Source organism: Halioglobus sp. HI00S01, assembly GCF_001635445.1.
GTDB classification, from domain to species: domain Bacteria; phylum Pseudomonadota; class Gammaproteobacteria; order Pseudomonadales; family Halieaceae; genus Halioglobus; species Halioglobus japonicus.
The window spans coordinates 1-223 of sequence record NZ_LWEE01000042.1 but is presented as its reverse complement, the minus strand read 5'-3'; the positions used below and the strand labels follow the sequence as shown (position 1 = coordinate 223).

General features: G+C 55.2%; 1 pseudogene. It reads right to left on the bottom strand.

Annotated elements, in window-relative coordinates:
- Positions 1–66 precede the first annotated feature (66 nt).
- Positions 67–223 (bottom strand): annotated as a pseudogene (locus A3709_RS24970) (MFS transporter); the annotation flags it as partial.

Below are 223 nucleotides of genomic sequence, written 5' to 3'. Positions count from 1 at the left end.
GGGAATCAGGTTACACAGTACCAGCGAAACCACCGCAATCCCCGCCCGCGGTGTTTCTCATTGGGGCGGGGAACTCAGCCAGAGAATACCCAGCAGCGCGGGGATAAACACCGCCGCAATGTGGTTAATGGTAAAGCTGACACTGGCGGTAGCGGCAATATCACGACTGTCTGCGATTTTCTGGAAATAGGTGTTGATGGCAATCGACAGGGCGAAGAACAGG